Genomic DNA, 23,695 nt, shown 5'->3' with positions numbered 1-23,695 from the left:
TGCGACACGCAGGACCGGGACCAATGGCCGCCGGTCCGGGCGGCGCGCGAGTACCGTGTCACTCGTCAGCGCAGCCGTCGAAAGGAACGCCCCGTGGATCTGTGGCAGTGGTTCTCGTTCTTCTTCTGGATCTTCGCGTACGTCGCGTACCTGATGGTGCTGATCTACATCGTGATCGACATCTTCCGCGACCAGTCGCTGAACGGGTGGCTGAAGGCGGTCTGGATCGTCTTCCTCGTGTTCCTGCCGTGGCTCACCGGCCTCGTGTACCTGATCACGCGCGGCCGCGGCATGGCCGAGCGCTCGGCGCGGAAGCAGGTCGAGTACGAGACGCACACGGCCGAGGAGTACCGCCAGATCTCCTTCGCGAGCCCGTCCGAGGAGATCGCGAAGGCGCAGGCGCTTCGCGACCAGGGCGTCATCAGCGACGGCGAGTTCGAGGCGATCAAGGCGAAGGCGCTGGGGTCGAAGTTCTGAGCAGCGGGTCGATCGACGCGCGGCACCGTGCGCGGTACCGCGAGATCGCGACGGTCCTGCGCCGGCACAGCTTCGGCTTCCTCGCCGGGCTGGTCGGCGCGGGTCGCCGCACTCCCTTCCGGCGCGCGGCTCCGGACGCCGCCGCCCCCGACGGCATCGTCGGGCCGCCGGAGCACCTGAGGCTCGCCCTCGAGGAACTCGGACCGACGTTCATCAAGTTCGGGCAGCTGCTCTCGACGCGCTCCGACCTCGTGCCGCCCGCCTACGCCGACGAGCTCGCGAAGCTGCAGGACGCCGCTCCGCCGGTGCCGGTCGAGCAGGTGCGGGCCGTGATCCGGAGCGAGCTCGGTGCGGACGCCGACGAGATGTTCGCGGCGTTCGAGGACCAGCCGCTGGCATCCGCCTCGATCGGGCAGGCGCACGCGGCGGTGCTCGACGACGGCACGGAGGTCGTGGTGAAGGTCCGCCGCCCCGGCGCCGTCGCGCAGGTGCAGCAGGACCTCGAGATCATGCGCAACCTCGCCGACCGGGCGAGCCGGACGTGGAGCCTCGCGCGCGACCATGATGCGCGCGGGCTCGCGGAGGAGTTCGCGCAGACCCTGCTGGCCGAACTCGACTACCTGCAGGAGGGGCGGAACGCCGAGCGCTTCGCCGAGGACTTCGAATTCGAGACGGATGTCGCGATCCCGCGCGTCTTCTGGGACTACACGACCTCGCGGGTCCTGACCCTCGAGCGCATGACGGGACTCAACGTCGGGGATGCGGCCGCGCTCGACGCGGCGGGCGTCGACCGCAAGCGGGTGGCCCGTCGCGGCGCGGAGATCGTCCTCAAGATGACGTTCGAGGACCGCTTCTTCCACGCCGACCCGCACCCCGGGAACCTGTTCGTCCAGCCCGACGGCACGATCGCGCTCATCGACTTCGGCATGGTCGGCGAGATCGACGAGTCGCTGCGCGACCAGTTGGGCGCGCTCTTCGTGGCGCTGGTGCGCGGCGACCCCGGCCGGCTCGCCTCGGCGCTCATCGACCTGTCGCCGACCTCCGCCGGCGCGGATCGCGAACTGCTGCAGGACGACCTCGCCGACTTCCTCTCGCGGTACCGGCTCGACTCGCTCCGCGAGACCCCGTTCGCCCGCATGATCGCCGAGCTGTTCGGCATCCTGCGCCGGCATCGACTGCGGCTGCCGCGGGAGATGGCGCTGCTGTTCAAGGCGCTCCTCGTCATCGAGGGCCTCGCACTCCGGCTCGATCCGGAGTTCCGGCTCGGCGACACGCTGCGTCCGTACGCGCAGCGACTGGCACGCGAACGGCTGAGCGCCACCGTGCTCGCGAAGCGCATCGCGCGGGCGACCGCCGACCTCGGCGAACTCGCACTCGACATGCCGGGGGCCCTGCGCCGACTCCTCGAGCACGCCGACGAGGGCGGGATCCAGGTCCACCTGCGGGCCGCCGAGCTCGAGCCGCTGGTGGGCCGGGCCGAGCGCGTCGGCAACCGCCTCGTCGCCGGGATGATCAGCGCCGCGTTCATCACCGGCGTCGGCAGCCTCGTCGCGAGCGAGCGGAGGTGGCGTTCGTGGGAGGGCGTGATGTTGGGGACGGGGCTCGGCGTGATCGGGTCGCTCGGCGGCTACCTAGCGTTGACGATGCGCCGGACGGGGTCGCGGCGCCGGCGCTGAGGGCGGTGGAAACGGGGACTGTCGTCCCCCGCTCCGGGTGTCCTACACTCGGCGGGTGGCCGACCCCGACGGCGCACTCGCGCACCCCCCGATGCGAGCCGAGCGTGTCCCGCGCGCCCGGGCGACGATCGGTGCGGAGCCGTTCCACGCCGTCCTCGTCGCCGCGCAGGCGGGCGCCCGTTGGGCGAACTCCGAGCTCTGGAACGAGTACGCGCCGGCGGTCGCCGCGTTCGTCAGGTCCCGGGGCTCGCGCGAGCCCGACGACCTGACGAGCGAGGTGTTCCTGGCGGTGTTCGACCGATTGGGCGCGTTCCGGGGCGACGAGGCCGACTTCCGCGCGTTCGTCTTCACGATCGCCTACCGCCGGCTCACCGACGAGCTGCGCCGTCGCGGGCGTCGCGGAGAGCACGAGGAATGGCAGCAGGGGTTGGACGCGCGGCGTGCCCCGAGCGCCGAGGACGAGGCCCTCGGCCGGTTGGGCGACCGGTCCGCCCGCGAGCTCATCGACTCGCTCGTGCCGGATCAGCGCGACGTGATGGTGCTCCGGATCCTGGGCGACCTCACCGTCGACCAGGTCGCGGTCGTGCTCGGCAAGCGTCCGGGGGCCGTGAAGGCGCTGCAGCGGCGCGCCCTCGAGTCGCTGCGGAGGAAGATCGCGACCGGCCGTACCCCTGCGCGAGCGTTCGGCGATGGCAGGGAGTGAGATGACGAGGCACCGGATCACCGACGACGACGCAGAGGCGCTGCTGCACGGCCGTTCCCCCCGCGGGCGTGACGAGCTCTCCCCCCTCGCCGATGCGATCGCCGGGTTCCGGGCATCGTCATCCGGGGGGTCGCCGCGGCCGAGCGCCGCGGTGGCCCCCCGACTCGACCTCGGCCGTCGGCCCGAGGTCGAGTTCGTCCCCGATGCAGACCCGGACGTGACGGCGCCAGCCCCTGCGCGCACGCCGTCGGCGAGGAGACGAGTGGTGGTGGAGTGGTTCGCGGGCCTTGGGCTCGCGGCGAGGATCTCGATGGGCGCGGTCGCCGCGGTGGCCGTCGCCGCGACGGGTGCCGGTGCGGCCGGTGCTGCGGGCATGCTGCCCGAGCCCGCGCAGGTCGTGTTCGACGGGATGGCCGGCACGGAGCACGGCGTCGATCGTGCGGTGAGCCCGGGCCCCGTCGAGGGTGCGACGGACGCCGAGGACGAGGGCGCCGACGGCACCGGGCTCGAGCACGCCGAGGAGCAGGCCGGGTCGGGCCTCGAGACCGCGGTGGAGCACGCCGACGAGAACGCCGAGTCCGGCCTCCAGACCGCGGAGGAGAACGCGGGCTCCGGGATCGGCACCGGCGAGGAGGCGTCCGGTGGTGCCGTGCCCGAGGGTGCGGGCGACGCTGCCGACGACGCCGGCTCGCAGGCGGATGACGCGGGTTCCCGGGCGGATGACGCGGGATCGCAGGCCGACGACCGCCCCGCGCCCGGCGACGCCGGAGACTGACGGATCCGTCCGACCGGTTCACGACGGGCCCTCGCCGACCTCGGCGGGGGCCCGTCGACGTCCCGGCGGGGCATCCGTCGCCCTGCCTGAGCGATACCTGAAGGGTATTTTGACAATACCCCCGGGGTATTGTTACGCTCATGCCATGACCTCGAAGCGGTACCTCATCATCGGCGGCGTCGCGGGCGGCATGTCCGCAGCCACCCGCCTCCGTCGGCTCGACGAGCACGCCGACATCATCGTGCTCGAGCGCGGCGGCCACGTCTCGTTCGCCAACTGCGGCCTGCCGTACTACCTCGGCGGCGTCATCGAGGAGCGCTCCAGCCTCCTCCTGCAGACCCCCGCCTCGCTCGGCAGCCGGTTCGGCCTCGACGTGCGCGTGCGCACCGAGGCCGTCGCCATCGACCGCGACGCGAAGACCGTGCTCGTGCGCGACCTCGTCACGGGCGAGGAGACCACGGAGGCGTACGACGCCCTCGTGCTCTCGCCCGGCGCGACCCCGGTGCGCCCGCCCATGCCGGGCGGCGACCGCATGCTCACCCTCCGCGACATCGACGACGTCGACCGCGCCATGGCCGAGCTCGAGGTCGCCCCGCGTACCGCGCTCGTCATCGGCGCCGGCTTCATCGGCCTCGAGATGGTCGAGAACCTCGTGCACCGCGGCCTCGACGTCACGCTCGTGGAGCTGGGCGACCAGGTGCTCCCGCCGCTCGACCCCGAGATGGCCGCGCCCGTCGCCGACCGCCTCCGCGACGCCGGCGTCGACGTGCGCCTCGGCACCCAGGTGACCGAGCTCCACGCCTCGACCGCACTGCTCAGCGACGGCACGACCGTGCCGGCCGAGTTCGTGCTCGGCTCGATCGGCGTGCGCCCCGACACGAGGCTCGCCGCCGCGGCGGGCCTCGAGATCGGCGAGCGCGGCGGCATCCGGGTCGGCGACGACCTGCGCACGAGCGACCCGCACATCTGGGCGATCGGCGACGCCGTCGAGAAGGTCGACGCGATCAGCGGCGAGCACCGGCTCGTCGCCCTCGCGGGCCTGGCGAACCGCCACGGTCGGCTCGCCGCCGATGCGATCGCGGGCCGCGACGTGCGGGTGCGCGATGCGCTCGGCACCGCGGTGGTCGGGCTCATGGGCCTCACGATCGCGACGACCGGCTGGCCCGAGAAGCTGCTGCGCCGCGTCGGGCGCGAGATCCGCGTCGTCCACACCCACCCCGCCTCGCACACCGGCTACTACCCGGGCGCCGAGCAGATGGCGCTGAAGCTGGTCGTCGACGCCGAGACCGACGAGATCCTCGGCGCGCAGGGCATCGGCGGCGACGGGGTCGACAAGCGCATCGACGTCATCGCGACCGCGATGGCCGGCGGCCTCACCGCCTCCGACCTCGCCGACCTCGAGTTGGCGTACGCGCCGCAGTTCTCGTCGGCCAAGGACCCCGTGAACATGCTCGGCTACGTCGCGCTCAACGCCGTCGAGGGGCTCACCCCGTCGATCCAGTGGCACGAGCTCGACGCCGCGATGGAGGCGGGCGACGTGCTCGTCGACGTCCGCACGCCGGGAGAGGTCGCGGCCGGGGCCATCCCGGGCTCGATCAACATCCCGCTCGACGAGATCCGCGCGCGGATCGACGAGCTGCCCGCCGGGCGCCTCGTCGTGCACTGCAAGGTCGGCCAGCGCGGCCACACCGCGGTGCGCCTGCTCGCCCAGCTCGGCCGCGAGGCCGTGAACCTCGACGGCGGCTACCTCACGTGGCAGGCCGGCGAGTCCGCCCGCTCCCACGCCGAGGCCCGCGAGACCGCGATCGCCGCCTGAGCCATCCCGTCCACCCGGACCACCCCACGCACATCCCAACCTGGAGGAGAACCACCATGTGCAGCCCCGTCACCTGTTCCTGCGGCAAGACCACCTGGTCGGGCTGCGGCCAGCACATCGACTCGGTGAAGGACTACGTCCCGGCCGACCGCTGGTGCGACGGCGACCACGCCGACCGCTGAGCCGAGGCATCCGCCCCACCACCCGACCCCGACCCGGTCGCCGATCGCGACCGGGTCCCCACCTTCCGAGGAGAACCACCATGTGCCGAGCCGTCACGTGCCGCAAGTGCGGCAAGACCACCTGGGCCGGCTGCGGCCAGCACGTCGACCAGGTCCTGCGCGGCGTGCCGCGCAACCAGCGCTGCGCGGGCCACGAGGACGAGCCGTCGACCGGCTTCTTCGCGAAGCTCTTCGGCCGCTGAGCCGAGCCCGCGAGGCCGAGCCGATGCCACGGGCCGAACGGGAGGAGTTCCCGACCGCGGGCCGGCGTGTCACCCCCCGACACGCCGCCCCCGCGCGGGAACTTCCTCCCGTTCGGCCCGTCCTCGTCCGCGAGGACGTCCGTGAGCTGCGTGCCCGCGCCGCCGAGGCATGGGCCGCCGCGATGGGGGATGACACGTCCTGCGCCCTCGCCAAGGACGGACGTTCGCACCCCGCCGGGAAGTTCCACGAGGGACGCACGGCCGCACTCGGCGAGCTGCTCAGGTCCTGCCCGACGGATGCCGCGGGCGAGACGATCGTCGCGCTGGCCGCGTCGCTCGCCGACCGGTGGGCCACCCGCCCGCTCCCGGGCGGCGGCGACCGCGACTGGGAGAGCTATCGGTCGGGCGGCGTCGAGGCGCTGCGCGAGCTCGCGGCATCCTGACTCGCCGCCCCGGACGTGCCGCCGCGCGCGCGCGGGCGGCTCCCGTCCGCACGTGCAGGGCGGGACCCGACCTCCCCGGCCGAACCCCGCCCGCGTCCGATGACCCGCGGCGCCTCGGAGGGGTGCGCCGCGAAGTGCCCCAACGGTAGTCAGCGGAGAACCCGCGCAGGAAGCCCCCCATGGGGTGGCACGTGAACGGGTGACGATCGGGCGCGACGGCTGGTCGGCGCGTCCGCGGCATCCGTACGATGGCGGTGGGCCGCCTCGGGCGGCCGCGTGGACGATCGGGGACGGGGTCGGCATGCTGGCGGTGACGGTCACGGTGGTGATGGCGATCATCATCGTCTGGAGCGCCCTGTCGCGCCCGCTGGACCGCCGTGGCATCACCCCGGCGCTCTTCCTCATGGCCGTCGGCTTCGGGGTGAGCGCGATCGCGCCGGGCATCCTCGACGTCTCGCTCGAGACGGTGGTCGCCGAGCGCATCGCCGAGATCGCCCTCGTGCTCCTCCTGTTCAGCGACGCGACGCGCATCGACCTCCGCGTGCTGCGCAACCAGCTCGGGTGGCCGACCCGCCTGCTCTTGATCGGCCTGCCGCTCACCATCCTCGCCGGCACCGGGATCGCGGCGCTGGTGTTCCCGGGCATGGCGCTGGCGTCCGCATTCCTCCTCGCGATCATGCTCGCGCCGACCGACGCGGCGCTCGGCCAGAAGGTCGTCGCCGACAGCCGGGTCCCGTCACGCGTGCGGCAGGCGCTCGACGTGGAGAGCGGGCTCAACGACGGCCTCGCCGTGCCGCTCTTCCTCGTGGCCCTGTCGATCGCGAACGCCGAGTACGAGGCCGGGGTCACGGGCATGGTGGCCGGCAGCATGGCCGCGCAGATCGGCTGGGGGCTGACGGCCGGCCTGGTCGCCGCGATTCCCGGGGGCCTGCTCTTCCGGGCGGCCGACCGCCGCGGCTGGATCGCACGCGAGTGGCGGCAGATCCTGCCGCTCGCCGTCGCACTGCTCGCCTACGCGATCGCCCAGGACCTCGGCGGCAGCGGATTCATCGCGGCGTTCGTCGGCGGCATCGCCTTCGGCCGGCTCGCGGGGCCCAGCCGATCGAAGGTGACCGTGCTCTCGGAGGCCGCGGGCGACCTGCTCGCGGCCGTGACCTGGATCGCGTTCGGGGCGCTCGCGCTCACGCTCGCCCTGCCGTACGTCACCTGGCAGGTCTTCGTCTACGCGGTGCTCAGCCTCACCGTCGTGCGGATGCTCCCCGTCGCGATCGCCCTCGCGGGCAGCGGCGCGAGGCGCCCGACGGTGGCGTTCATCGGATGGTTCGGACCGCGCGGCCTCGCCTCGCTGGTGTTCGCCCTGCTCGCGGCCGAGAGCGGCGTGCCGGAGGGCGAGACCGTGCTGACCACCGTCGTCGTCACGGTCGCATTCAGCATCACGCTGCACGGCCTCACCTCGGCGCCGCTCGTCGAGGTCTACCACCGCTGGTACGACGCGCACACCGCGACGGGCTCGACCCCCGGCGAGTCCGTTCCGACGAGGCTGCCGCGGCATCGCCGGCAGTTCCCGGGCCTGAACGGCGCGGCCGAGAACGGGGATGGGGACGGGGCGCTGCCACCTTCTGCGCCCTGAGTCAAGCCTCGGCCGAGGATTCGTCGTCCTGCGACGTGTCGATCAGACTCGAAGCGGCGAGGCGGACGGTCTGGGGACGGATCCGCCGCCGCCATTCTCCGGTGGGTCGGGGGTGTCGAGAGTCCGGGGGGACTCGAGGACGCGCTCCCGGCTCTCCGTCCGGGGGCGCGGGTCCGCCGATCGGTGGCCGTGCCCCACCGCGATGCAGCGGTGATGCACTCAGGCCGCCGGCGGCTCCTCCGCGCCGGCTCCGTCGCGCTCGGCCCTCCGCGGCGCGAGGAACAGGTTCGCGAGGTAGCCGGTGAACGTGCCGAAGATGCCGACGCCGACGACGATCATGAGCGCGCCCGCGAACCGGCCCGCATTCGTGACCGGGTACTCGTCGCCGTAGCCGACGGTCGAGATCGTGACGACCGTGTACCAGAGCGCGTCCGACGCCGTGGTGATGTTGGCGCCGGGCGCGTCCTGCTCCAGGTAGAGCATCGTCAGGCTCCCGAACTGCAGCACCAGCACGCCCATCAGCAGGAGCGCGTAGAGGGCGCTCCCGGCGCGGTCCCGCACGAGGGTCCGCCAGATCGTGCGCGCTCCGAGTTCCCGGAACAGGCGGATGACTCGGATGATCCGGAACAGGCGCAGGACCTTCAACTGCGCGAACGGCAGGCTCGCCAGGAGGTCCGCCCATCCGAAATGGCGGAAGAAGTACGCCCCGCGCTGCGGGGCGGTCGCCAGCCGATAGGCGAAGTCGACGAGGAACACGGCACTGAAGACCGCGTTCATGACGGCGAGCACGGTGTCGAGCGCCGCGTCGTCGACGAGCGCGTACATGAGGACGAGGTTGACGATCGAGAGGACCGACAGCGCACCGACGAAGATCTCATACCCGGTGCTCTTCAGCTCGCTCCGCGGCTTCGCCATGCGTGGATCATGGCACGGACGTACCGTGCGGAACGGGAGCCACGAGGGAGGGCGGCGAGGCTGCGGGGGCGACTACGTCGCGATGGGCGCTGCGGACCGCTCGCGGACGCCGTCCGTCGGTTCGGCCGACCTGCCGACGAACCGTTCGGTGTCCGACACCGCCGCGGCGAGCAGCGCGACGAGCCGATCGTCGCGATCTCCGACCGCGGCCGTCGCGATCCCGTCGACCGCCCCGGTGATGACGTGGCGGCACTGCTTCACCGACGTGCGCGGGCGGCCCCGACCGACCTCGTCGATGAACCGGACCGCCCAGGTGTCGGCTGCCGGGGCGGACCGCAGTGCCGACTCGGCGAGTTCGCGCGCCGCCGCGGAGACGTCGTCGTCGCGGCCGGCGAGCGCGACCATCGCCGAGCGGAGACCCACCGCCTGCGACCGCTGGCGTTCCTCGGCGGCGACCGGAAGCGCCGCGTGCGCCGCCCGCACGGCGAGGAGCACGTCGAGGATCGGATCGTCGCTCGTCAGGCCGACGACCGACGGGATGAGCGCGGTGAGACGTGCGCGGCCCGCGTCACTCGTCCGATCGTTGACCAATCGGGCGAGGTGCGACAGGGTGCCGTGCGTGCACGCGGGGCGATCGCTCCAGGGTTCACCCGCGAGGAACGACGCGAACTCCATGAAGCACGCGCCTCGTCGCGGTGAGCGATGCCGTCCCGGTGAGAGGATCGGCACGACGTCCGGATGGAATTCTGCGCCTCGCATGGGACCTCCCTCCCTGCCTCCACTGTGCGCCTGTCGCGACGGCGAATCAAGGGGCGAGTGGAACCTCGGACGCGTGGATGAGGTCCGCGAGCTCCGCTCGGGAGGCGACGCGCACACGGATGTCACCGGCGTCCGCCGCTGACATCCGTCGACTGCCGATCGGTCGTCGGGGCGCGGCGGTCACCGCGGGTCTTGACGAGGCTGGCGACGGTCGCCACCGCGATCGTCGCCGCGATGAACAGCAGCGACAGCCAGATCGGGATCTCGGGGATCACGGTGACCGGCTCGCCGCCGTTGACGAAGGGAAGCTCGTTCTTGTGCAGGGCGTGGATGAGCAGCTTCACGCCGATGAAGGCCAGGATGACCGCCAGTCCCTGCGCGAGGTAGACCAGTCGCTCGAGCAGGCCGCCGATGAGGAAGAAGAGCTGCCGCAGCCCCATCAGGGCGAACACGTTGGCGGTGAAGACGATGTAGGCCTCCTCGGTCAGCCCGTAGATCGCCGGGATCGAGTCGACGGCGAAGATCAGGTCGACGAAGCCGATGGCGATGATGGTCAGCAACATGGGCGTCGCCCATCGCCGGCCGTCCTTCGACACCGTGAGCCGGTCCCCGTGGTACTCGTTCGTCACCCGGAGATGACGGCGGACGAAGCGCATGAACCTGCCGTCGGCGGGGTCCGCACCGCCGTGCGCGAACGCCTGCTGGTAGGCGAGCAGCAGCAGCAGCGCACCGAACAGGTAGAAGACGGACGTGAAGTTCTCGATCAGTGCGGCGCCGACGGTGATGAAGACGCCGCGCAGGATCAGTGCGATGACGATGCCGATCATCAGCACCTTCTGCTGGTAGGACTTCGGCACGGCGAAGCTCGTCATCACGATGAGGAAGACGAACAGGTTGTCGATCGACAGCGCCTTCTCGGTCAGGTATCCCGCGAAGTACTCACCCCCGTACGTCCAGCCGGAGACGACGCCGATGCCGACGCCGAACAGGAGCGCGAGACCGATGTAGAACGCCGACCATCGAGCCGACTCCCCGATCGTCGGCTCGTGCGGCTTGCGCACATGGGCGAAGAACTCGTAGATGAAGAACGCGACCGTGACCGCGATCGTGATGACCCAGACGAGAGGGGTGACGTTCAAGGGAAGCTCCAAACCTGGCGTGAACGGAATCGACGCCAAGGTCTTCTCCATCCCCTGATCGGGAACCGATGGCCCGGGATGCGACGTGCATCCGTAATGACGAGCGACCGTGCCGGAGTACTCCCCTTGGACTTCGGAGTCTAGAGGATCATCGCTGAGTGTTGCCTCCCTGGATGGATTCGCGTTCGCGGATCTCGACGCGGGCAGGTGGAGGTCGTCGGGCTTCGGGTTGCCGTGGTCTCGGGGTCAGTCGGCCCGAGCCGTGTCGAAGGCGCGTGCAGCGGCCGAGTACACCGCGTCGATGTCGGTGCCCGGCGGGAAGCGACGGGCCAGTTCGAGGTCGACCAGTCCGTTGACCGTCGCCCACGCGGCGCGGGCGAGGTCGAGATCGCCACCGGTGGCGAGGATGAGCGGCTCGGCGGCGCGGTCCTCCAGTTCCGGCGGGACGCGGCTGCGGTCCACGGGGTGCGTGTTCAGGAGGCGGTACAGGTGGGGGTGCGCCAAGGCCCACCCCCGGTAGGCGCGGGAAACGTCGGTGAAGGTCGCGGGAACGCCTCGGACCGCCTCGGCCAGCTCGGTCAGCCCGTCGATGGCCACCGCGGCCTCGATGGCCGCCTTGTCGGGGACATGCTTGTAGAGGGACGGGCCACGCATCCCGAGGGCGGCTGCGAGCCGTCGGATCGTGACCGCCTCGACCCCCTCCGTCTCGAGGAGGTGCCGTGCAGCGGCGACCAGCTGGGCCTTGCGCGCGGAACCCCCCGCCCTGGGCAGCCCCGTCTCAGTCGCCTCGCTCGGCGAGGTCATCTCGCGACCACCTTCTCCGCCCGGTGCTTGAGGGCGCGATTGAACGCGTCGAAGCCATCGTCGGCGTCCTTCGTAGCACCGCCCATCAGGCTGACGAGGATGCCGCTGAACTTCTCGCCGTGCGTCATCCGCGTGCCGCCATCGGCACCGCGCTCCAAGACGAAGAAGTGCTCTCCGTCGAACAGGCCGCCGAAGCCGAGCTTGCCGAGCCAGCGCAACTCGCGCCCCGGGGTGGCCGTGAGGACGGTCGGCTTGAACGTCATGCCGCGGCCGCCCGCGGGCGTGAGTCGGACGACGAGCGTGCTGCCGACCTCGGGAGTGCCCTCGACGCGGCTCATGAACGGGTTCCACTCCGAGTAGGACGCGAAGTCGGTGAGGACGGTCCAGACGGTGTCCGGGTCGGCGGCGATGTCGATCGTGGTCGTGATGGTGGTGCTCATGGCGCGGTCTCCTGCCGTTGGCGTCGAGGCTATCAGTGTTAGCCAATTGAGGCTAACGCTGATAGCCGGTGGCGCATTCCCGCACTCCGGTGGCGGCCCGCGGCCGCCGATTGGAGCCTCGGCCCGATTCAGGTGCTGTCGGCAGTGCGGCGGGTTGCGGACTTGGCGCGGACGTGCACGCGCTCGCCCTGCCGTCCGAAGAGGCTGAGCACTTCGGCCGGCTCGCCGTCTGCGCTGCCGAACCAATGCGGCAGCCGAGTATCGAACTCGGCCACTTCGCCCGCGGCCATCACCAGGTCGTGCGCGCCGAGGATGAGTCGCATCTTCCCGGAGAGGACGTAGATCCACTCGTACCCCTCATGGCTCTTCAGGTCGGGCTGGTTCTGGCTCGCGGGGATCAGGATCTTCCATGCCTGCACGCCGCCGGGATTCGGGGTCAGGGGGATGACCGTGCGACCGTGCACACGCCGGGGCTTCAGTCGCACGCGTGGGTCGGCGACGTCCGGGGCGCCGACCAGTTCGTCCAGTGGGACGCGATACGCCTGGGCGAGTGGGAGCAGCAGTTCCAGGCTCGGTTTGCGCTGGCCGGTCTCGAGACGAGACAGCGTGCTCTTCGAGATGCCGGTCCTTTCCGACAGCTCGCTGAGCGTGACGCCGAGCTTGGAGCGCAGGCGCTTGAGTCTCGGACCGACTGCGTCGAGGGCCGCGTCGATGAGCGTCGTGTCATCCATGCCCTCATCTCACTGCATCGATCCCAGTTTCAGCAACGAACATTGCTGTACGGGAGCCTCAACCTCATGGTTGGACCATGAACGAGTTCGATGTCGTGATCATCGGCGGCGGCGCCGCGGGCCTGACCGCCGCGGTCGTCCTCCTCCGCGCCCAGAGAACCGTCGCATTGGTCGACGCGGGCGCACCCCGCAACGCGCCGGCGACGGCCATGCACGGCTTCCTCTCGCGCGACGGAATGGCCCCGCGTGAACTGATCGCCGCGGGCCGCGGCGAGGTCGAGCAGTACGGGGGCGTGCTGATCGACGACACGGCGACGAACGCCGCGCCGGGATTCCGCGTGCACCTCGCCGGCGGCCGGGAACTCGGAGCGCGGAAGCTCCTGGTCGCGACCGGACTCACCGACGACGTGCCCGACATCCCCGGGATCCACGAGCGGTGGGGACGCGACGTGCTCCACTGCCCGTACTGCCACGGTCACGAAGTCCGCGGCGAGCCCCTCGGCGTGCTCGGCGGGAACGCCGAAGCCGTCCAGCATGCACTGCTGATCAGGCAATGGTCGGATGACGTCACGCTCTTCTCGCACACCGATGCCCCGAGCGAGGCTCATCGGGCACTCCTCGCCGCCCGCGGCATCCGTCTCGTCGAGGGCGTCGTCACTCGCATCGTCGTTCGCGACGATCGCGTGCGCGGCATCGAGCTCGCCGATGGCACCATCGTCACCCGAGCCGCCGTATTCGTGCGACCTCGATTCGTGCCGAACAGCGATCTGCTCTTCCGGCTCGGCTGCCGGATCGACGGGAACGGGTGGGTCGAACACGACGCCCTCGGCCGCACCTCGGTGCCCGGCGTACGCGTTGCCGGCAATGCCGTCGACCCCCGGGCGCAGGTGATCACGGCCGCAGGTCAAGGCTCCGCCGCGGCGATCGCCATCAACGCCGAACTCGTCGAGGACGACGTCGAACACGCCCTCTCAGCCCGCTCCGACGGCTGACCTCACGCCGTCCCGTCCCGTCTGCAGCACCGAACGACCAAGGAGAACCACCATGTCCGCAACCGAATCCGCCGCAACGATCGCCCCCCAGCTGCCGCCGCCGAGCACGCACCAGCTGGCGCTCATGATCTGGGTCGCCGTCTTCCCGACCCTCACTGCACTGAACCTGCTCCTCGGACCTGTGCTCGACGGCATGCCGAGCGTCGCCCGCACCCTGATCCTCGCCACCGTCGCGGTGCCGATCGTGATCTACGGCATCATGCCGTGGCTCCACCGTGCACGACGCGTGATCATCGCGCGGATCGCCGCACGGCGCGGCCTCTGAACCTCCCGCTCAACATCATCCTCACGTCCGAAAGGCAAATCCCATGAGCCTCGCGCAGTCGATCCGTAGCGGGTTCCGCCGCTACGCTGACTTCTCCGGCACCGCAAGTCGCTCCGAGTTCTGGTGGTGGATCCTCTTCACCGCGCTCGTCGCCACCGCCCTGGCCGCCCTGCCCGTTCCGACCTTCGCTTCCACAGAGGGAACGGCGTGGAGCGCGCCGACACTCACCCCCGTCTGGCAGCTCGCTGTGCTCCTGCCCACGCTCGCCGTCACCGTCCGTCGTCTCCGCGACGTGGGCTCGAGCTGGGGCCACATCTTCTGGGCCTTCCTTCCCGTCTGCGGCGCGATCGTGATCGCTGTGCTCTGCGCTCAGCCGTCGGCTGTTCGCGCCACCGCCCCGGTGCCCGTCACTCCTCCAGCGGTGCTCCGATGAGTGCAGAGATGACCACGGCTCTGCTCGAGGCCCATGACCCGAGGGGCGTGCGGCGTGCGCTCACGAGAACACGTCGAATCCTCAACCGTCGGCGCACCGTGACGCGGCAAGACCGCACCGATCGATGACGTCGGCATTTTGCCAGAAATCTCTTTTGATCAGGCAAAATTCACGAAGAGCGGATGACGGGAATCGAACCCGCGCTGTCTGCTTGGGAAGCAGAAGTCATCCAGTAGTGATTCACTCCGCGCCGCGATTGCCGGATCGGAGTCGATCCCCGCGACGAGTGCTCGACGATGGGCACGTGTGCCGGACGCCGCCGTCGTGGGGCCGAGTGACTAGCCGCCGATCCGGACCTCACCTCGCAGCGGGGCGCGCTGCTGCGACTCGGGGGATCGCAACGCCCCCGCACGGCACGCTGTCGTCCTTCCACCGTTCGCCGCACGGTTGGCGATCGAGGCTGCTCAGCGCAGTTCGATGACGATGTGTCCCTCATCGAGTCCTGTGTCTTCCGCTACTTCCCGGACGGGTGGGTCTTGTCCTGCATCTTCTTCAGTGGCGAGCTGGGGCTGTCGGAGCCGTTGGGGAGCGTGAGGTCGCCGACGTAGATGGTGCGATCCTTTTTCTGGCCGCCCATGACGCCACTCTTCCCATGGGCCACCCCGTTGTTCAGGTTGGCGGCCTGACGCGGTTCGGCGGGCGGAACCAGCGCATCGAGCCAGGCGTAGAAGTTGTCGCCGCACATGGTGTACGCACCGAACAGATTGGTCGAATTGAGCTCGTCGGCGCATTGCAGCGCCGTCACGTCCAAGACGGGCAGGCGGAATTGGGGGTGCGACTTGGCGGCGGTGGTGGTCCATCCGGGTGGGCCACTGGTCCAGTCGCCGGTGGTGTCGATGCCGCACCACGTCGACGTGCCCTCGTAGAAGCCGTCGTTCGCGCTGGCCGGCGGGAGAGCCGGGTTGGGAACGGTGTTCGTGCAGGAGTCGTTGGACCCGGCGGGCACCTGCAGGCCCGCGAAGGAGTTGAAGTAGTCGCCAGCCGTCTGCGGGTCGTAGATCGGGTAGAAGACCCCGGGGCTGAAGCCCGTGTCCATGAAGGCATACACCTGCGTTGTCAGGTGCACATTGCTGAACGGCTGGATGGTGAAGGCATAGTTGGTCACGAAGATCGTGTTCACCGGGATGCCGGAGAACCCGCGCGCGCTCATCAGATAGTCGGCACCGTTCGTGTACGTGCCCCAACTCGGGCCGGTGTTGTAGATGTCCTGGATCTGCCCCATCGGGGCGGCTCCCCACGTCCCGCCGTAGCTTGTGCCGTAGCCGCCGTAGGAGCCGCCGATCGCGGTGTCGCTGTAGGTCCCGGCAAGGATCCCGCACGGGGCGTTCGAGTTCAGTCCCGGGCAGCTCGAGTCGCTGTTGATCGAGTTGAAGACGCTCGGGTCGGACGCCCACAGGGTGGTGGATCCGACGTAGAGGTGGACGGGCTGGGAGTTCACGGTCGGATCTGTGGTGTACGGCGCGCCGCCGAACGTGAGCTGATCTGCGATCCGACCGCGTACCCCGGACTGTCCGTCCTCGCCGAGGACCGCCCAATCGGCGTTCTCGCACCAGGACAGCACGCCGCCGGTAGCGGAGGACCCGCAGATCGTCTCGGGCAGGTTCGTGATGGTCTCGACCGTCGACGTCGGCGACTTGGCTGCCTGCCAGGCCTCGAAGTTCATCGCCTCGACCACCATGGTGACGCCCTCGACCTGGATGGTCTCGTAGTAGCCGATCAGCGGCGCGATGACCGTGTTGTAGTAGACGTCGTCCGTCTGTCCCGCGTAGTTGGTCGGCAGGTTCGCGGGCTGCGACAGGCAGCTCTGCAGGAGTCCGGTGTTGGCGGCCGGTGCGATGAGGGTGGTAGCGAGGTCCTCGAGGTAGTCCTGGACACTCTTGCCACCGATACCCTCGTTGTTGTTGTTCAAGACCTGGTCGGCCCAGACCTGCATGTCGGCGACGGTGACCGTGTTGTTCTGCGCCTCGGCGACGATGCCCTGATAGGACTGCTGGGGCACCGACCCGCCGAGAGGTCCCGAGGACGCGGCGTTGGGGTCCCAGAGGTTGCTGATGGCGTCGACCATCGGCTCGGCGCTCTGGATCCAGGTATCGCAGTCGAGCTTGTCGACCGCGTTGGTGAGCGCGGCGATCTCCGACTCGATATCGGTGAGAGTCTGCTCGATCGCGTCGAGCTCGGTGCTGATCTGGTCCAGCACCGCGGCGTCCTGGTTCGCCGAGCCCGCGCTGGGCAGCACCCAGCCCGCGAGCGTGCTGCCGACCTGGCCACCGGCACCCTTGACGATGGAGCTGAGCAGGTCGGTGACGGCGGAGGTCGGGGGATCACTCAGCGTGGGAGGCGGCGGTGCCGTCTTGGCGATCGCGGGCGCCGAGTCCACGCTGGTGCCCACACCGACGGCGACAATCGCGAGCATGCCGATAGCGACCTGCGCCGCGCCACGAACAGACGGGAGTTTCATCTGCCTCACCTTCCCGACGATCCGTCAGCGCCGCTCGCTGGCGGGTGGGACGTACTTGTCCTTGGCGGTGTCACTGTTCCGCGCCAGCGCAGCGCCGCGAGGCCACGACCTCCCCAGATGCTGCCGACGCTAGTCCCGCCTTTTCACGCGCACAAGAGGACGCCTGCGTGCCTCAGCGACCTCACCTCCCGAAGAGCCAACCCCGCCGCGGCGCGACGCTGCGATCCTCGCGAGGTGCGCGAGCGAACCACAAACGCACGAATCCACGCGCGTACGCGACCCGCCGCTCTCGCGCAGTGCCCGGTTGGGGATCCATCACTGCGAGCCTGCAGGCGGCAATGCTCAGTAGTGTGACGCCATGCAGCGAATGCCGGCGTCCCTACTCGTCGCGCTTATCCTTTCGAGCGTCCTCGTAGCCACCGGTGCGCTGGTGATCCTCCTTGCGCCTCAGGCATCAGCGTCCTTCGGATGGTTCGCCTACCAGCTGCTCTCCGATGCGGTGTTCGTCCCCGGCGGGTTCACAGTCCTGACGCAGGCAGCCATTGCCGGCGGGGTCCTGGCGATTGTGGGCCTCATCGGACTCGCTGCCGTCGGTGGTTTCGCCCTCGGCCGTCGCCGTCGCGTGGCCGAGTAACCGATCGTTTGAGGAACCGCCGAAGCGGGCTAAGAGACCCGAAGTGCTCTGTTCGTTTGGTGTCGATGCGTGTTCCCCGCAGCATCTACGTCGAGACGACTATCAGGGCGGATCTCGACACGGTTTGGGCTGCGACGCAGGACCCGGTACAGCATGTGCTGCGAATGGATGCCGGCCACCGACGCACCAGGCAGGCTAGAGCCGCTCCGACACGAATTCCGCACCTGAGTATGCCGCTGAGGGCTCATCCTTCCGCCGGCGCAGACCGACGACGACGCTGCTGTCATCTCCTCAGTCGGCCGACTGCCCAGAGCCCGAGGTTCGGTAGCCCCGCGCGGGGTCAGACTTGCGCGCGCCGACGACGCGCGAGCGAGCGGTGTCGAGTTCGGGAGGTTGCCGCCGAGGCCACTGTCCGCGGGAATTTGTGACTATTAAGTGACTACGAGAGCGATGTAGCAATCGAGAGTCCCGGCTCCGTTGGAGTCGAAATCCCTGATCAGCCGGAGTAAACCCATCGAGGTGTATTCGCGTGGACTGTTTCCGCGCGATCTGTCGGATCGCGCGCCCACTGCCGGAGCATGGAAAGTGCCTCTGATCAGGGAATTGTCGAAGAGCCGATGACGGGAATCGAACCCGCGCTGTCTGCTTGGGAAGCAGAAGTTCTACCATTGAACTACATCGGCATGCGGCATCCGTCGACGCCGCGGACACCATCGTAGCAAGGCGCAGGCGCCCCCTCGGTAGGCTGACCTCGTGCTTCTCTCGGATCGCGACATCAGGGCCGAGCTCGACCGCGAGCGCATCCGGCTCGACCCGTACGACCCCGCCATGATCCAGCCGTCGTCGATCGACGTGCGCCTCGACCGGTACTTCCGGCTGTTCGACAACCACAAGTACCCGTTCATCGATCCGGCCGAGGATCAGCCCGAGCTCACGCACCTCATCGACGTGCGCCCCGACGAGGCGTTCGTGCTGCATCCGGGCGAGTTCGTGCTCGCGTCCACGTTCGAGGCGGTCACGCTCCCCGACGATGTCGCGGCGCGCCTCGAGGGCAAGAGCTCGCTCGGCCGCCTCGGCCTCCTGACTCATTCGACGGCCGGCTTCATCGACCCGGGCTTCACCGGTCATGTGACCCTCGAGCTCAGCAACGTCGCCACCCTCCCGATCAAGCTCTGGCCCGGCATGAAGATCGGCCAGCTCTGCTTCTTCCGGCTCTCCTCGCCGAGCGAGCGACCGTACGGTTCGGCCGAGTACTCGTCGCGTTACCAGGGGCAGCGCGGGCCGACCGCATCCCGCTCGTTCCAGAACTTCAGCCGGGCGGATGTCGGAGTGACCGACGCCGGCTCCACCGGGGCGTGAGCCGGCTGTGACCGACCTCGTCCTCGCCCACGACTACCTCGTGCAGGTGGGCGGCGCCGAGCGCGTCGTCGCCGAATGGGCGGCGGGGTTCGGGGCATCACGGGTCTTCACCCTCGCATACCGTCCAGAGACGACGTTCGAGCCGTTCCGCGACCTCGACGTGCGGGCGAGCATCCCGTCGGCGATGTCGGGTCAGGTCGAACGGATGCTCCCGGCGCTGCCGGCGATCGCGGCTCGAACGACGGTCTTCGGCGGAGACGTCGCCCTCGCGTCGTCGAGCGGGTGGGCGCATCGATTCCGCTATGAGATGCCGTACGTCGTCTACGTGCACAGTCCGGCGCGGTGGCTGTACGCCGCCGACGACTATCGGCTGCGGCTCAGCGCCGTGCGCCGTGCGGGGCTGGCCGTCAGCACGCCGATCCTCCGTCGCGGCGACGCCGAGGCGATGGCGCGGGCGACTGCGATCATCGCGAACTCCGAGGTGACCCGCGAGCGCATCCGGCTGGCGTACGGACTGGACTCGACCGTCGTGCATCCCCCGGTCGAGCCGGTGGCGACGGATGCCGCGCCCCCGCGGCGCGCGCTGCCCGACGACTTCGCCGTGGTCGTCGCGCGCGACCGCGGTTACAAGAACGTGCGCCTCGCCGTCGACGCCGCCCGAGAGGCGGGGCTGCCGATCGCCGTCGTCGGAAGCGGCTCCGAGACGCTCGACGATCCCGACGCGGGCGTGCACGGGCTGGGCCGGGTGAGCGACGCCGAGCTCTGCTGGGTCTACCGGCACGCCGCCGTGGTGATCGGAGCGGGCCGCGAGGACTTCGGCCTCACGGTGCTCGAGGCGGCGCTCGAGGGAACCCCGGCCGCGACGATCGCGGCGGGTGGGTATCTCGAGACGGTGAAGCCCGGCGTGAGCGGCGCGCATGCGGCATCCGCCACCGTCTCCGACCTCGCTGAGGCGATCGGGGTCGCGCGCGGCGCCGATCCGGTGGCCGTACGCGACTGGGGACGGACGTTCCGCCGGGACGCGCACGTCGCCCGCATCGAGCGGGTGATCGACCGCGTCATGAGAAGCGTGTGAACGACGCGCGCCGATGGTCAGGACCTGTGGAATGGGTACTGTAGCGGCATGACGACCGAACCCGCCGCGCCCCGACCTCGCTGGCGCCGGGTTCTCGGGAGCTTCTGGGGCCAGCTGGCGCTCGCATTCCTCGTCGTCGGTCTGATCCTGACGTTCCTCGCGAAACCGTACGTGGTGCCGTCGGGCTCGATGCTGGAGACGCTCGAGCCGGGCGACCGGATACTCGTCAACCGGCTCGCCTACCTGGGCTCCGAGCCGGTCACCGGCGACATCGTCGTGTTCGACGCGGGCGATGGGTGGGACGTTCCCGCCTCGGCAGCGGTCGATCCCGTCCGAACTGCATTGCGCTGGGTCGGCGAGGTCACGGGCTTCGGACCGTCGGGGCCGCGCACGCTCGTGAAGCGGGTGATCGGCTCACCCGGTCAGGTGGTCGCGTGCTGCGACGCGAGTGGCGAAGTGCTCGTCGACGGCCGGTCCATAGAGGAGCCCTACGTCTCCAATGACTTCGCATTCGAGGAGGGAACGTTGGACTGCACGACGACACCGCGCTCGTCACGCTGCTTCGACGAGGTCACGGTGCCCGACGACGCCTATCTCGTGCTCGGCGACAATCGCTCGGGCTCGCGAGACTCCGCCTACTCCTGTCGCTCGACCGGAGCGAGCGACGAATGCTGGCGATGGGCGTTACGTGACGGGATCGTCGGCGAAGTGGTCACCGTCCTCTGGCCGATCCCACGATGGAGAGCGCTCGGCTGAGGTCGGGGCAGCCGGACATGGTGTGCGCCACCGGAACTCGCCGGTCGCGCCCGTCGACGGGGCCTGTAGTAGCTTGGACGCGTCGTCGCACATCGGATCGCGCCGCAACGGGCGCCATTGCGCGAGAGGATGAATCCATGGATCTCCGCGGGATGGTCCGATGAACGCGGAAGGTGCTGCCGCCGCCGATCACCTGGACGTCACGGCGATCGGCGCGACGGTGCGCATCAGCTTCGCGGCCGACGTCCCGCATGAGACGCGAAGGCGCGTCGTGGATGCGTGGGCGGACGCGACGATGACCGCTGATGCGGTCGATGCGTTCGTCGAGGTCGTTTCGGGGGATCCCGTCGAATCGATGCTCGAGCGGCTCTCGGTCCGCGTGACGCTTGCGGCGCTCGGACACCAGCGCGGCGAACTCGTCATGATGCATGCCGCGGGGGTTGCGGCCGAGGACGGACGGGTGGTCGCCTTCGTCGGTCCGTCCGGGCGTGGGAAGACCACGCTGAGCGCCGCCCTCGGAGCGCATTTCGGCTACGTCTCCGACGAGACGGTCGCGGTCGACCGCGAGCTCACCGTGCACGCCTACCGCAAGCCGCTTTCGAAGGTGCGCTCGGATGGTCCCAAGGAGCAGGTCGCGCCGCGACGCGCCGGGCTGATGGACCTGCCCGCCGCTCCATTGCGGCTCTCAGCGCTCGTCCTGCTCGATCGTCAGCCCGATGTCTCCGAGCCCGTGCTGACGCGTGTTCCAGTGATCGATGCGATCGCCGAACTTGTTCCGCAGTTGAGCTACGTCACCGACCTCGAAGCTCCATTGCAGCGCCTTGCAGCACTGGGCGACGCCGTCGGCGGTGTCTGGCGAGTGACCTACGGCGAGGCGTCGTCGGTCGTTCCCATGGTCCCGGAGCTGCTCAGCGCATCGCCGAGTGCCGTGGATTCGTGGACCCCGCTTGCGCCGGTCGAGGCGAAGGCCAGGATCGGAACGACGGAGTTCCGGTGGGGGCCGGTGTCCGATGCGATCGCTGCCGACGGATCCGTCGCGGTCATGAGCGACGGGGTGCTTCGCGTGCTCGCGGGGATCGGCCCCTCGATCTGGCTGGGCATCAGCAGAGGCCTGACATTCGATCAGCTCGTGGGGCAGACGATCGCGGACTTCGGTCGCCCGCCCGAAGGCGATGCCTCGGATCTGGTCGCCGCGGTGATCGATGAGCTCGTCACTGTCGGTCTGGTCGTTCGTGGGGACCGGTCGAGTCGAGCACGGACGATCTGAATCGCGGGCGCTGCCCGTGACGCATTGTCGTCCGACGAGTCAGACGAAGCGGCCCGCAGGTCGATGGCCACGGAAAACGCTCGGCCGGAGCATCCGGCCGAGCGTCTTCCGTGGCTTCGCGAATGCTCAGGCGGCGCAGCGGCCGTCCGTGCAGTCAGCGATGTCGCTGGTGGGGATCTTGTCGTCGACCATCGGGCCGACGCCGTCCACGGTGTAGGTGATCTTGAGGAAGTTACCGCTGTTGGTGCTGTTGAACAGGTACTGCGACGTCTCGGTTCCCGCGGTGAAGCAGATCGGGAAGCTCACGCCCGGGCCCGGGATGAACTCCGAACCGTTCGCCTTCTCGACGTTCGTGACGCAGACCTCGGACGTCGTGTCAGGACAGATCGTGCCGTCCGTCGTGAACGTGAGGTAGTAGCCCCACGCGTCTCCGGTCGACTGTCCGGGGCACTTGCATGCATCCTCGCCGATGATGACGTTCGGGATACAGCTCGCGGCGGCGGTGGGTGCGTTGACGGCGACGGCGACAGCGGGAACTGCCCAAGCCATCGCCTTCGTGACGGTCCGGCGGCTGACGCCGGGCAATTCAGAATTCTTGGTCTCGGTCATGGCCTCTGGTCCTTCGACGAGTGTGCTGTGAGGATCGTGTGATATGGGTAACGCTCGTGAATGCTATCGCATGCTGAGTAATGCGCAACACTCGTGCAAGCCCCCACGTACGGGGGTCAGGATCGTCGCTGAAGGAGTTCTCGGACGCCTCGAATCGGACGATTGAGGAACTCGTAGAGAACGTCGCGACTGGTCGGCGGCCGGCCGAGGTGGTGCTCGAGGTGGGCCCGGTTGACGAGCGGGGCGCGCAGGGCGATGGTCACGCGAGCGCTGAGCTTCGGCTCCGCCAGGATTCGTCCCCACCATTCGTCGAGGCGGCTGCCCCCTTCAGTGACGGCCTTCCAGAGCCGGTACTCGGGCGCCCCTCGGTGCACGTCGAGCCGACCGAAGGCGGCATCGAAGGCGAGGCGTGCGCCGAGCGCATCGACCTCCTCCTCGATCGCCTTCCGCCGCTCCAGCTCGAGGTCGGGCCACGCACGCTCGAGCCCGGATGGACGGCGCGACCGTGCGGCGTTGAGGATGGAGATCACGGCTTGGGCGGACACATCCGGAACCGGGCAGCGAATGCGGGCGACGTCGACCGCACCGCGGGAGAACCAGAGGTGGTCGAACGCACGCGCGGCGTCGAGCCCGATGCCTGGAAAGGAGCGGTGAACGTCGAGGTACCCCCACGTGTCGTGCACGTAGGTCTGGGCATGGCCGAACGGCGAGCCGCCGACGAACGTGCTGTAGATGCGCCAGTCGTGGGCGCGGAGCGCCCTGTCGAGCACGGAGACCTGATCCGGGTGCACCATGACGTCGACGTCCGTGCCGGGTGGCGAGTTCGGCCGGATCGAGCGGTCGACGGTGTCGCCCTTGATATGGATCAGCCTGACGCCGACCTGATCGGCGAGCGTCTGGACCGCGGCCCTGCCGAGGTGGATGCGAGCGAGGTGGGGCACCGCCCTGGAGGCGGCATCGAGGTCGGCGCTCACGACGATATCCTCACGGCCGCG

General features: G+C 69.8%; 26 protein-coding genes and 2 tRNA genes. 17 read left to right on the top strand and 11 right to left on the bottom strand.

The window, feature by feature from the left end; translation table 11 throughout:
- Window positions 1–93: 93 nt before the first annotated feature.
- The 9 genes from ACFVHK_RS01655 to ACFVHK_RS01615 all read left to right on the top strand — a co-directional run bounded on the left by ACFVHK_RS01655 (window position 94) and on the right by ACFVHK_RS01615 (window position 7,944).
- Window positions 94–477, top strand: coding sequence for an SHOCT domain-containing protein (locus ACFVHK_RS01655; RefSeq protein ID WP_376927300.1), 384 nt, complete (start codon window positions 94–96; stop codon window positions 475–477).
- Between the two features lie 251 nt (window positions 478–728).
- Window positions 729–2,153, top strand: coding sequence for an ABC1 kinase family protein (locus tag ACFVHK_RS01650; RefSeq protein ID WP_376927299.1), 1,425 nt, complete (start codon window positions 729–731; stop codon window positions 2,151–2,153).
- A 55-nt stretch (window positions 2,154–2,208) separates the two neighbouring features.
- Complete coding sequence (locus ACFVHK_RS01645; protein WP_376927298.1) at window positions 2,209–2,856, top strand: RNA polymerase sigma factor; 648 nt, start codon at window positions 2,209–2,211, stop codon at window positions 2,854–2,856.
- 1 nt (window position 2,857) lies between these two features.
- Complete coding sequence (locus tag ACFVHK_RS01640; RefSeq protein ID WP_376927297.1) at window positions 2,858–3,631, top strand: hypothetical protein; 774 nt, start codon at window positions 2,858–2,860, stop codon at window positions 3,629–3,631.
- Window positions 3,632–3,776: 145 nt separating this feature from the next.
- Window positions 3,777–5,447, top strand: coding sequence for an FAD-dependent oxidoreductase (locus ACFVHK_RS01635; protein ID WP_376927296.1), 1,671 nt, complete (start codon window positions 3,777–3,779; stop codon window positions 5,445–5,447).
- 56 nt (window positions 5,448–5,503) lie between these two features.
- On the top strand, window positions 5,504–5,629 hold the full coding sequence (locus tag ACFVHK_RS01630) for a hypothetical protein (protein ID WP_277985233.1): 126 nt from the start codon (window positions 5,504–5,506) through the stop codon (window positions 5,627–5,629).
- An 80-nt stretch (window positions 5,630–5,709) separates the two neighbouring features.
- Window positions 5,710–5,871, top strand: coding sequence for a hypothetical protein (locus tag ACFVHK_RS01625; protein WP_376927295.1), 162 nt, complete (start codon window positions 5,710–5,712; stop codon window positions 5,869–5,871).
- 182 nt (window positions 5,872–6,053) lie between these two features.
- Entirely contained in the window at window positions 6,054–6,314 is a 261-nt protein-coding gene (locus tag ACFVHK_RS01620) for a hypothetical protein (protein WP_376927294.1), read from the top strand.
- 301 nt (window positions 6,315–6,615) lie between these two features.
- Window positions 6,616–7,944: a cation:proton antiporter gene (locus tag ACFVHK_RS01615; RefSeq protein WP_376927293.1), complete on the top strand. Its 1,329-nt coding sequence runs from the start codon at window positions 6,616–6,618 to the stop codon at window positions 7,942–7,944.
- Window positions 7,945–8,163: 219 nt separating this feature from the next.
- Here ACFVHK_RS01615 and ACFVHK_RS01610 read toward each other — a convergent pair whose 3' ends face one another.
- The 6 genes from ACFVHK_RS01610 to ACFVHK_RS01585 form a co-directional block, all read right to left on the bottom strand.
- The gene (locus ACFVHK_RS01610; protein WP_129232903.1) at window positions 8,164–8,859 is read right to left on the bottom strand and encodes an ion transporter; all 696 of its coding nucleotides are present in this window, start codon (window positions 8,857–8,859) and stop codon (window positions 8,164–8,166) included.
- A gap of 72 nt (window positions 8,860–8,931) precedes the next feature.
- Window positions 8,932–9,534: a hypothetical protein gene (locus ACFVHK_RS01605; RefSeq protein WP_376927292.1), complete on the bottom strand. Its 603-nt coding sequence runs from the start codon at window positions 9,532–9,534 to the stop codon at window positions 8,932–8,934.
- 206 nt (window positions 9,535–9,740) lie between these two features.
- Entirely contained in the window at window positions 9,741–10,757 is a 1,017-nt protein-coding gene (locus ACFVHK_RS01600; RefSeq protein ID WP_376927291.1) for a TerC/Alx family metal homeostasis membrane protein, read from the bottom strand.
- A gap of 246 nt (window positions 10,758–11,003) precedes the next feature.
- Window positions 11,004–11,561, bottom strand: coding sequence for a TetR/AcrR family transcriptional regulator (locus ACFVHK_RS01595; protein ID WP_376927290.1), 558 nt, complete (start codon window positions 11,559–11,561; stop codon window positions 11,004–11,006).
- Complete coding sequence (locus ACFVHK_RS01590; RefSeq protein WP_376927289.1) at window positions 11,558–12,001, bottom strand: SRPBCC family protein; 444 nt, start codon at window positions 11,999–12,001, stop codon at window positions 11,558–11,560. Before ACFVHK_RS01590 ends, ACFVHK_RS01595 begins: the two co-directional genes overlap by 4 nt.
- A 128-nt stretch (window positions 12,002–12,129) precedes the next feature.
- Window positions 12,130–12,732, bottom strand: coding sequence for a helix-turn-helix domain-containing protein (locus ACFVHK_RS01585; RefSeq protein WP_376927288.1), 603 nt, complete (start codon window positions 12,730–12,732; stop codon window positions 12,130–12,132).
- Between the two features lie 77 nt (window positions 12,733–12,809).
- Here ACFVHK_RS01585 and ACFVHK_RS01580 point away from each other — a divergent pair, with 77 nt between their 5' ends.
- From ACFVHK_RS01580 to ACFVHK_RS01570, 3 genes are read left to right on the top strand one after another with little or no spacing between them, the layout of a single operon-like run.
- A complete protein-coding gene (locus ACFVHK_RS01580; RefSeq protein ID WP_376927287.1) occupies window positions 12,810–13,724 on the top strand; it encodes an NAD(P)/FAD-dependent oxidoreductase in 915 nt (304 codons plus the stop codon).
- A gap of 52 nt (window positions 13,725–13,776) precedes the next feature.
- Window positions 13,777–14,049, top strand: a complete 273-nt coding sequence (locus tag ACFVHK_RS01575; protein ID WP_376927286.1) for a hypothetical protein — start codon at window positions 13,777–13,779, stop codon at window positions 14,047–14,049.
- A 43-nt stretch (window positions 14,050–14,092) separates the two neighbouring features.
- Window positions 14,093–14,482: a DUF805 domain-containing protein gene (locus ACFVHK_RS01570; RefSeq protein WP_376927285.1), complete on the top strand. Its 390-nt coding sequence runs from the start codon at window positions 14,093–14,095 to the stop codon at window positions 14,480–14,482.
- A 177-nt stretch (window positions 14,483–14,659) separates the two neighbouring features.
- On the opposite strand, the gene ACFVHK_RS01565 is transcribed toward ACFVHK_RS01570, so the two are convergent.
- A tRNA-Gly gene (locus ACFVHK_RS01565) sits at window positions 14,660–14,731 on the bottom strand.
- Between the two features lie 265 nt (window positions 14,732–14,996).
- Complete coding sequence (locus ACFVHK_RS01560; protein ID WP_376927284.1) at window positions 14,997–17,000, bottom strand: hypothetical protein; 2,004 nt, start codon at window positions 16,998–17,000, stop codon at window positions 14,997–14,999.
- Window positions 17,001–17,358: 358 nt separating this feature from the next.
- On the opposite strand from ACFVHK_RS01560, the gene ACFVHK_RS01555 reads away from it, so the two are divergent.
- Window positions 17,359–17,634, top strand: coding sequence for a hypothetical protein (locus ACFVHK_RS01555; protein ID WP_376927283.1), 276 nt, complete (start codon window positions 17,359–17,361; stop codon window positions 17,632–17,634).
- A gap of 612 nt (window positions 17,635–18,246) precedes the next feature.
- On the opposite strand, the gene ACFVHK_RS01550 is transcribed toward ACFVHK_RS01555, so the two are convergent.
- Window positions 18,247–18,317 (bottom strand) — tRNA-Gly (locus ACFVHK_RS01550).
- A gap of 70 nt (window positions 18,318–18,387) precedes the next feature.
- Between ACFVHK_RS01550 and dcd the strand changes: the two genes are divergently transcribed.
- The 4 genes from dcd to ACFVHK_RS01530 all read left to right on the top strand — a co-directional run bounded on the left by dcd (window position 18,388) and on the right by ACFVHK_RS01530 (window position 22,091).
- The gene (gene dcd, locus ACFVHK_RS01545) at window positions 18,388–18,993 is read left to right on the top strand and encodes a dCTP deaminase (RefSeq protein WP_376927282.1); all 606 of its coding nucleotides are present in this window, start codon (window positions 18,388–18,390) and stop codon (window positions 18,991–18,993) included.
- A gap of 7 nt (window positions 18,994–19,000) precedes the next feature.
- Window positions 19,001–20,068, top strand: a complete 1,068-nt coding sequence (locus tag ACFVHK_RS01540; protein ID WP_376927281.1) for a glycosyltransferase — start codon at window positions 19,001–19,003, stop codon at window positions 20,066–20,068.
- Between the two features lie 48 nt (window positions 20,069–20,116).
- A complete protein-coding gene (gene lepB / locus ACFVHK_RS01535) occupies window positions 20,117–20,824 on the top strand; it encodes a signal peptidase I (protein ID WP_376927280.1) in 708 nt (235 codons plus the stop codon).
- A gap of 220 nt (window positions 20,825–21,044) precedes the next feature.
- A complete protein-coding gene (locus tag ACFVHK_RS01530; RefSeq protein ID WP_376927279.1) occupies window positions 21,045–22,091 on the top strand; it encodes a hypothetical protein in 1,047 nt (348 codons plus the stop codon).
- 126 nt (window positions 22,092–22,217) lie between these two features.
- Here ACFVHK_RS01530 and ACFVHK_RS01525 read toward each other — a convergent pair whose 3' ends face one another.
- The gene (locus ACFVHK_RS01525) at window positions 22,218–22,700 is read right to left on the bottom strand and encodes a hypothetical protein (protein ID WP_376927278.1); all 483 of its coding nucleotides are present in this window, start codon (window positions 22,698–22,700) and stop codon (window positions 22,218–22,220) included.
- A 116-nt stretch (window positions 22,701–22,816) separates the two neighbouring features.
- On the bottom strand, window positions 22,817–23,674 hold the full coding sequence (locus ACFVHK_RS01520; RefSeq protein WP_376927277.1) for a hypothetical protein: 858 nt from the start codon (window positions 23,672–23,674) through the stop codon (window positions 22,817–22,819).
- Window positions 23,675–23,695 lie beyond the last annotated feature (21 nt).

The sequence above is a fragment of the Agromyces binzhouensis genome, assembly GCF_042672355.1.
GTDB classification, from domain to species: Bacteria; Actinomycetota; Actinomycetes; order Actinomycetales; family Microbacteriaceae; genus Agromyces; species Agromyces binzhouensis.
This window is presented reverse-complemented; position numbering and strand designations above follow the sequence as displayed.

Excerpts from the sequence above, each read along its gene's own strand:
- ACFVHK_RS01610 (WP_129232903.1), bottom strand. The coding sequence starts at position 8,859 with ATGGCGAAGCCGCGGAGCGAGCTGAAGAGCACCGGGTATGAGATCTTC.
- ACFVHK_RS01585 (WP_376927288.1), bottom strand. The coding sequence starts at position 12,732 with ATGGATGACACGACGCTCATCGACGCGGCCCTCGACGCAGTCGGTCCG.
- lepB (WP_376927280.1), top strand. The coding sequence starts at position 20,117 with ATGACGACCGAACCCGCCGCGCCCCGACCTCGCTGGCGCCGGGTTCTC.
- ACFVHK_RS01580 (WP_376927287.1), top strand. The coding sequence starts at position 12,810 with ATGAACGAGTTCGATGTCGTGATCATCGGCGGCGGCGCCGCGGGCCTG.
- ACFVHK_RS01615 (WP_376927293.1), top strand. The coding sequence starts at position 6,616 with ATGCTGGCGGTGACGGTCACGGTGGTGATGGCGATCATCATCGTCTGG.
- ACFVHK_RS01570 (WP_376927285.1), top strand. The coding sequence starts at position 14,093 with ATGAGCCTCGCGCAGTCGATCCGTAGCGGGTTCCGCCGCTACGCTGAC.
- ACFVHK_RS01630 (WP_277985233.1), top strand. The coding sequence starts at position 5,504 with ATGTGCAGCCCCGTCACCTGTTCCTGCGGCAAGACCACCTGGTCGGGC.
- ACFVHK_RS01575 (WP_376927286.1), top strand. The coding sequence starts at position 13,777 with ATGTCCGCAACCGAATCCGCCGCAACGATCGCCCCCCAGCTGCCGCCG.
- ACFVHK_RS01525 (WP_376927278.1), bottom strand. The coding sequence starts at position 22,700 with ATGACCGAGACCAAGAATTCTGAATTGCCCGGCGTCAGCCGCCGGACC.
- ACFVHK_RS01555 (WP_376927283.1), top strand. The coding sequence starts at position 17,359 with ATGCAGCGAATGCCGGCGTCCCTACTCGTCGCGCTTATCCTTTCGAGC.
- ACFVHK_RS01595 (WP_376927290.1), bottom strand. The coding sequence starts at position 11,561 with ATGACCTCGCCGAGCGAGGCGACTGAGACGGGGCTGCCCAGGGCGGGG.
- ACFVHK_RS01640 (WP_376927297.1), top strand. The coding sequence starts at position 2,858 with ATGACGAGGCACCGGATCACCGACGACGACGCAGAGGCGCTGCTGCAC.
- ACFVHK_RS01625 (WP_376927295.1), top strand. The coding sequence starts at position 5,710 with ATGTGCCGAGCCGTCACGTGCCGCAAGTGCGGCAAGACCACCTGGGCC.
- ACFVHK_RS01560 (WP_376927284.1), bottom strand. The coding sequence starts at position 17,000 with ATGAAACTCCCGTCTGTTCGTGGCGCGGCGCAGGTCGCTATCGGCATG.
- ACFVHK_RS01635 (WP_376927296.1), top strand. The coding sequence starts at position 3,777 with ATGACCTCGAAGCGGTACCTCATCATCGGCGGCGTCGCGGGCGGCATG.
- ACFVHK_RS01590 (WP_376927289.1), bottom strand. The coding sequence starts at position 12,001 with ATGAGCACCACCATCACGACCACGATCGACATCGCCGCCGACCCGGAC.
- ACFVHK_RS01605 (WP_376927292.1), bottom strand. The coding sequence starts at position 9,534 with ATGGAGTTCGCGTCGTTCCTCGCGGGTGAACCCTGGAGCGATCGCCCC.
- ACFVHK_RS01620 (WP_376927294.1), top strand. The coding sequence starts at position 6,054 with ATGGGGGATGACACGTCCTGCGCCCTCGCCAAGGACGGACGTTCGCAC.